At 59.9% G+C, this 5,632-nt stretch carries 5 protein-coding genes; 3 read left to right on the top strand and 2 right to left on the bottom strand.

Features of this window, described 5'->3' with window-relative positions; genetic code table 11:
- The first annotated feature begins 190 nt into the window (after positions 1-190).
- Entirely contained in the window at positions 191-661 is a 471-nt protein-coding gene (locus tag VL547_RS21315; RefSeq protein ID WP_325581781.1) for a DUF1569 domain-containing protein, read from the top strand.
- Positions 662-664: 3 nt separating this feature from the next.
- Here VL547_RS21315 and VL547_RS21310 read toward each other — a convergent pair whose 3' ends face one another.
- Together VL547_RS21310 and VL547_RS21305 are read right to left on the bottom strand one after the other, a co-directional pair.
- Positions 665-1,666 carry a LacI family DNA-binding transcriptional regulator gene (locus VL547_RS21310; protein WP_325581779.1) on the bottom strand — a complete coding sequence of 334 codons (1,002 nt, stop codon included), beginning with the start codon at positions 1,664-1,666 and terminating at the stop codon, positions 665-667.
- Positions 1,667-1,670: 4 nt separating this feature from the next.
- Complete coding sequence (locus tag VL547_RS21305; protein ID WP_325581777.1) at positions 1,671-2,636, bottom strand: hypothetical protein; 966 nt, start codon at positions 2,634-2,636, stop codon at positions 1,671-1,673.
- 124 nt (positions 2,637-2,760) lie between these two features.
- On the opposite strand from VL547_RS21305, the gene VL547_RS21300 reads away from it, so the two are divergent.
- Both VL547_RS21300 and xylA read left to right on the top strand, forming a co-directional pair.
- On the top strand, positions 2,761-4,221 hold the full coding sequence (locus tag VL547_RS21300; protein ID WP_325581775.1) for a xylulokinase: 1,461 nt from the start codon (positions 2,761-2,763) through the stop codon (positions 4,219-4,221).
- Between the two features lie 49 nt (positions 4,222-4,270).
- Positions 4,271-5,587 (top strand): xylose isomerase, encoded by a 1,317-nt coding sequence (xylA, locus tag VL547_RS21295; protein ID WP_325581773.1) that lies wholly within the window; start codon positions 4,271-4,273, stop codon positions 5,585-5,587.
- The last annotated feature ends 45 nt before the right edge of the window (positions 5,588-5,632 follow it).

Raw genomic sequence — 5,632 nt, 5'->3', positions numbered from 1 at the left:
GCGAATGGAAGCGGCCTGCCGTGCCCCTTTTTCTCTGTTTTGCTGAGATTCTCAGCAAAACAGGAAAAAAGAGGCATTCCACCCCTCAGAATTCGCCTACGCGCTTCGGGCGCAACAGAATGCAAAGGAACGGCGCCCTCGCGCCGAAAGGCCAATAAACGCGCATATACCCGGCTTTTTGCTTAACTTAGTGAAGCGAAAGCACCCTATGCACAGCCTGTTCAACCGTACGGACGTAGCACTTATCCTGGAGAGAGTGAATCGATTGTCACCGCGATCCATCCGCGGTTGGGGAAAGATGACGGTATCCCAGATGCTCGCCCACTGTTGTGCCGCGCTCGAGTTTGCCTGTGGTAAAAAGCCGGGGCGCCGCTGGGTCTTCAGCTACCTCTTAGGCCGCCGGCTCAAAAGGCGTTTCCTCGACGAAAACCAGGAATACCCCAAGAACGTACCCACTGGAAAGGACTTCATTATCAGTGGCGAACGCGATTTCGACCACGAAAAGACCCGCCTGGCCGGTCTGATCCGGCAGTTCGCCGACGGCGGTCGCGACAAGTGTACGCAATACCCGCATTCATTTTTTGGAAAGATGGCGCCGGAAGAGTGGAGCATCTTTATGTATAAACACCTGGATCATCACCTCCGCCAGTTCGGCGTATAGACTTTAACCCAGCCGTCGTGCGGTGGAGGCACGCGTGACCAGAATCGGGTCCAGCATCACGGGCTCCACGGTTTCCCCGCGCGATGCCTTCAAGAACAGCTCCGCCGCGATTTCCCCCATCCTGATCGTCTGCTGATCCACCGTCGACAAAGCCGGCGTCACGAGCGTCCCGAACGACTCATTGGCAAAACCGATCACCCCGACCTCGTCAGGCACGCGCACGCCGCGCTCCTGTAATTCCTGCAAAGCGCCCAGCGCGGTAAAGTCCTCGACCGCGAAGATCGCGTCGAACGTTACGCCCGACGCCAATAGCTCCGAAACGCAACGCCTTCCGGACTCCGCCGAGAACGGCCCTTTGAATACCCGCTCCGGCAGCCCGTGCGCAGCCAGCGCATCGCGGTATCCCCGCAGCCGGTCGACCGCGATAACGAGCTCCTGGTCCGCGGTAATATGGACGATGTCCCGGTAACCTTGTTCGATCAAATGTATGGTCGCCATATACCCGCCGCGGTAGTCGTCGATCCGCACCGAAGGCACGCGCAGCTTCTCCGTCACCCGGTCAAACAGGACCAGCGGTACCCGGCGCTTCCGGATTTCCTCGAAGTGTTCGTAGTGCGACGTCTCCCGGCTCATCGACGCGATGATGCCGTCCACCCGTGACCGCAGGAACGTATCGATCCCCTTGATCTCCCTGTCCAGCGATTCTTCGGACTGATACAAGAGCACGCTGTATTGCTGGCCGTTCAGCACCGTATCGATCCCGTGCACCACCGAGCTGAAAAAACTCAAGGAAAGGCTCGGCACGATCACGCCGATGATGTGCGTTTTCCCCGACCGCAGCGAAGACGCCAATTTGTTCGGCCTGTAGTGCATCTTCCGCGCCGCCTCCTTGACCCGTTTCTTCGTCTCCGCGCTGATCGCCGGGTGGTCATTGAGCGCCCTGGCCACCGTCGAAAACGAGATGTTCAGCTGCTCGGCTATGTCCTGGATGGTAACCTTTTTCATACGACTACTTAAGCCGGAGCGTCCGGGCGATTTGTTGATATTGTTGCAGGCGGAGTTCCTGGTTATCGAAGGCGGAGCCGGAAAAGCCGATCGTCTCTCTTTCGTTTTGCAACATCACCAGATAGTAGGTCAGTGCTTTACCACCCAAAGTGCCGGTTATCGTTGCGTCATACCCGTCCTCCCCTCCGATCCTGACCTGCTTTTGATCCAGGGTCTCGCTGTGAAGGCTGCCGGTGCTGAACCTCTCGACGAGGGAATGGAACTGCACCTGCAGCGTCTCGTCATTTCGGTGGCGGGGAATTTGCCAAATGGTGATCATGTCGTTGCCCCCTCTCGTGGGGTCGCCCTTGCCACCGATCGTATAGTGGAATGACTCGTAGCTCTGCAAGTTGAAGGCAAAGCCGGTCTGAAGCATGTTTACGTCGAATAGTTGAATCTCCGAGAGGGGCACCGGGGCCAATGTATCCTTATAGCAAGACAACATCGCCCTAAGGATGGCGGCCCTGTCCTCATTATGCCCGACCTTGAACTGGCCGTATATTTTGGCAGATCCGGAGTCGGAGCCGAATATCATCCACATGCGCTCGATCGGTTGCCCGGCAACGGTACCGCCGCCTGCATAAGTGATGTTGGCCGAGTCGTTTTGAAAAGTAAAGTCATGACTATAATAAACCCTGAAACCCCATTGCCTGATCGAACCGTTGTATTCTATCTTCATCTCATAACTGAGGTCATTGTATGAATGCCTTACCTCCTCCGCCGTCATATAGGTATCGGGATCCCTTGCCCATACGTCGGACTTCGGATAGAAAAGGAAGCCCTTTGGCGGCATCATGAACAGGTGCGTTCCATAAAACTGTACCTGCCCGCTGTCCCTGGAAACGGTCACCACCTGCCGTACGCCGAGGTCGTGGCGCGCATGGGCCCCGCACCCGGCGCAAACAAGGCAGAATACTGCAAAACGTTTCATCCGATAAAAATATCAAATTATTTGGCCGGCGGCCGAAAATAACTAGATTTGTGCCAACGTTGGCATAGGCCAGCGGCAAGCAAACACAACCCGCGGTAGACGACCGCTTAAATGATACGATTGTATGCTTCTCCTAGGAATCGACCTCGGCACGTCCTCCATAAAGGTGTCCATCGTGGACGCAAGAACCCAGCAATGCGTGGCTTCCGCCAGATACCCCGACACGGAGTCGGCTATTTCCACGCCCAAGCCAGGCTGGGCGGAACAGGACCCCGGGATGTGGTGGGACCACGTCGGCCACGCTATCAAACGGGCGCTCGGCGCCGTCGACCCCTCGCACGTCGGCGCCATCGGCATCGCCTATCAAATGCACGGCCTCGTCGTCCTCGACAAGGACGGCAACGTCCTCCGCCCCTCCATCATCTGGTGCGACAGCCGCGCCGTCGAGACCGGTAACGCCGCCCTCGAAGCCATCGGCCGCGGCCGCGCGCTCAACCACCTCCTCAATTCCCCGGGGAACTTCACGGCCTCCAAACTCGGCTGGGTAAAGGCCAACGAGCCCAAGATATACGAGCGCGTCTCGAAAGCCATGCTTCCCGGCGACTATATCGCCTACAAGCTCACCGGGGAACAGACGACCAGCATCTCCGCCCTCTCCGAGGGCATCTTCTGGGACTTTAAAGAAGACCATCTGTCCGAAGACGTCTTTACCTATTTCGGGTTCGACACGGCGCTCATCCCCGAAGTGCGCCCGGTGTTCTCGGAGCACGGACGCCTGGGTAAAGCCGTCGCGGCCGAGCTGGGCCTCAGCGCCGGCATCCCGGTCACCTATAAAGCCGGTGACCAACCCAACAACGCCCTCTCCCTGAACGTCCTCAAACCCGGCGAAGTCGCCGCCACCGCCGGCACCTCCGGCGTCATCTACGGGGTGACCGACCAGCTGCTTTTCGACGTGGCGTCAAGGGTCAATACCTTCGCCCACGTCAACTACCTGCCCGACGCCAAGCGCCTCGGCGTGTTGCTGTGCATCAACGGCACCGGCATCCTCAACCGCTGGATCCGAGACCAGATCGCCCCCGGCCTTTCCTATGAAGCGATCAACCGGGAAGCCGCGTCCATCGCCATCGGGAGCGAAGGCGTGCGTATCCTTCCCTTTGGCAACGGCGCCGAGCGGATGCTCGGGAACCGCCTCCCTGGCGCCCAGATACACGGCCTCAATCTGAACAAACATACCCGCGCTCATCTCTTCCGCGCCGCCCAGGAAGGCATCGCGTTTTCATTCCGGTACGGCCTGGATATCCTCCGGGAAAACGGCATGCGTCCCTCCCGTATCCGCGCTGGTATGGCCAACCTCTTCCTGAGCGACGTATTCACGGACGCCTTCGTACAAATCACCGGCGTGCCCGTGGACCTCTACCGCAACGACGGCAGCGTTGGCGCCGCCCTCGGCGCCGGTATCGGCGTCAAGGCCTTTGCGAACGAATCGGATGCTTTCAGCCGCATGGAGCCCGTGCGGACAGTGCTGCCTACCGGCGACACCGGGGCGTACGAGCGGGCCTACAACGATTGGCTCTCGCTCGTTTGACGAGCCGGGCGCACTCCTCACCATTCCTCAAACCCGAAAATTCCTCTTTATGGCAACAGAATATTTCAAAGGCATCTCCGCCATCCCCTACGAGGGCCCCGCCACGGACAACCCGCTGGCCTTCCGCTGGTACGACGCTAAAAAGGTCGTCAAAGGCAAAACCATGAAAGAACACCTCCGTTTCGCCGTGGCCTACTGGCACTCCTTCGTGGGTAACGGCTCGGACCCCTTTGGCGGCCCCACGCACGTCTTCCCCTGGGACGCCCAAAGCGATCCCGTGGCGCGCGCAAAAGACAAGATGGACGCCGCCTTTGAATTCATCACCAAGATGGGTTTCCCCTACTATTGCTTCCACGACGTCGACGTCGTCGATTACGGGAACGATATAGCCGAAAACGACCGGCGCCTCCAGGCCCTCGTCGACTACGCCAAACAGAAACAAACCGCCACCGGCGTAAAGCTCCTCTGGGGAACCGCCAACCTCTTCAGCCACCGCCGCTATATGAACGGCGCCGCCACCAACCCCGACTTCCACGTCCTCACCCACGCCGCGGCCCAGGTCAAGGCCGCCCTCGATGCCACCATCGCCCTCGGCGGAGAGAACTATGTCTTCTGGGGCGGTCGCGAAGGCTACATGAGCCTCCTCAACACCAACATGAAGCGCGAACAGGAACACCTCGCCCGTTTCCTCCACGCCGCCAAAGACTACGCCCGCGCCCAGGGATTCAAAGGCACGTTCTTTATCGAACCCAAGCCTTGCGAACCCACCAAACACCAATACGACTATGACGCCGCTACGGTCATCGGCTTCCTCCGTCAATACGACCTCCTCGGCGACTTCAAGCTCAACCTGGAGGTAAACCACGCCACGCTCGCCGGTCACACCTTCCAGCACGAGCTGCAGGTGGCCGCCGACGCCGGTCTGCTCGGCTCCATGGACGCCAACCGCGGCGACTACCAGAACGGCTGGGACACCGACCAGTTCCCCAATAACGTCGGCGAGCTCACCGAAGCCATGCTCATCATCCTCGAAGCCGGCGGCTTCCAGGGCGGCGGTATCAACTTCGACGCCAAGATCCGCCGCAACTCCACCGACCCCGCCGACCTTTTCTACGCCCACATCGGCGGCGCCGACACCTTCGCCCGCGCCCTGCTTACCGCCGACCGCATACTTACCGACGGCGAATACGCCAAGCTCCGCACCGCCCGCTACGCCTCCTACGACAGCGGCGCCGGCAAGGATTTCGCCGCCGGCAAGCTAGACCTCGCCGCCCTCCGCGAATACGCCGTCACCCATGGCGAACCCGCCGTCACCAGCGGCCGCCAGGAATATTTCGAAAACCTCGTCAACAAGTTCATCCAATAACCTACCGCGCCCGCGCGCCACGTCCCCGCCCGCGCGCCACGCGCC

Origin of the sequence: Dinghuibacter sp., assembly GCF_035492835.1 — a bacterium.
Taxonomy (GTDB): domain Bacteria; phylum Bacteroidota; class Bacteroidia; order Chitinophagales; family Chitinophagaceae; genus Dinghuibacter.
Note: the sequence above shows the minus strand (reverse complement) of the source record. Positions and strands in the feature narration are given on the sequence as shown.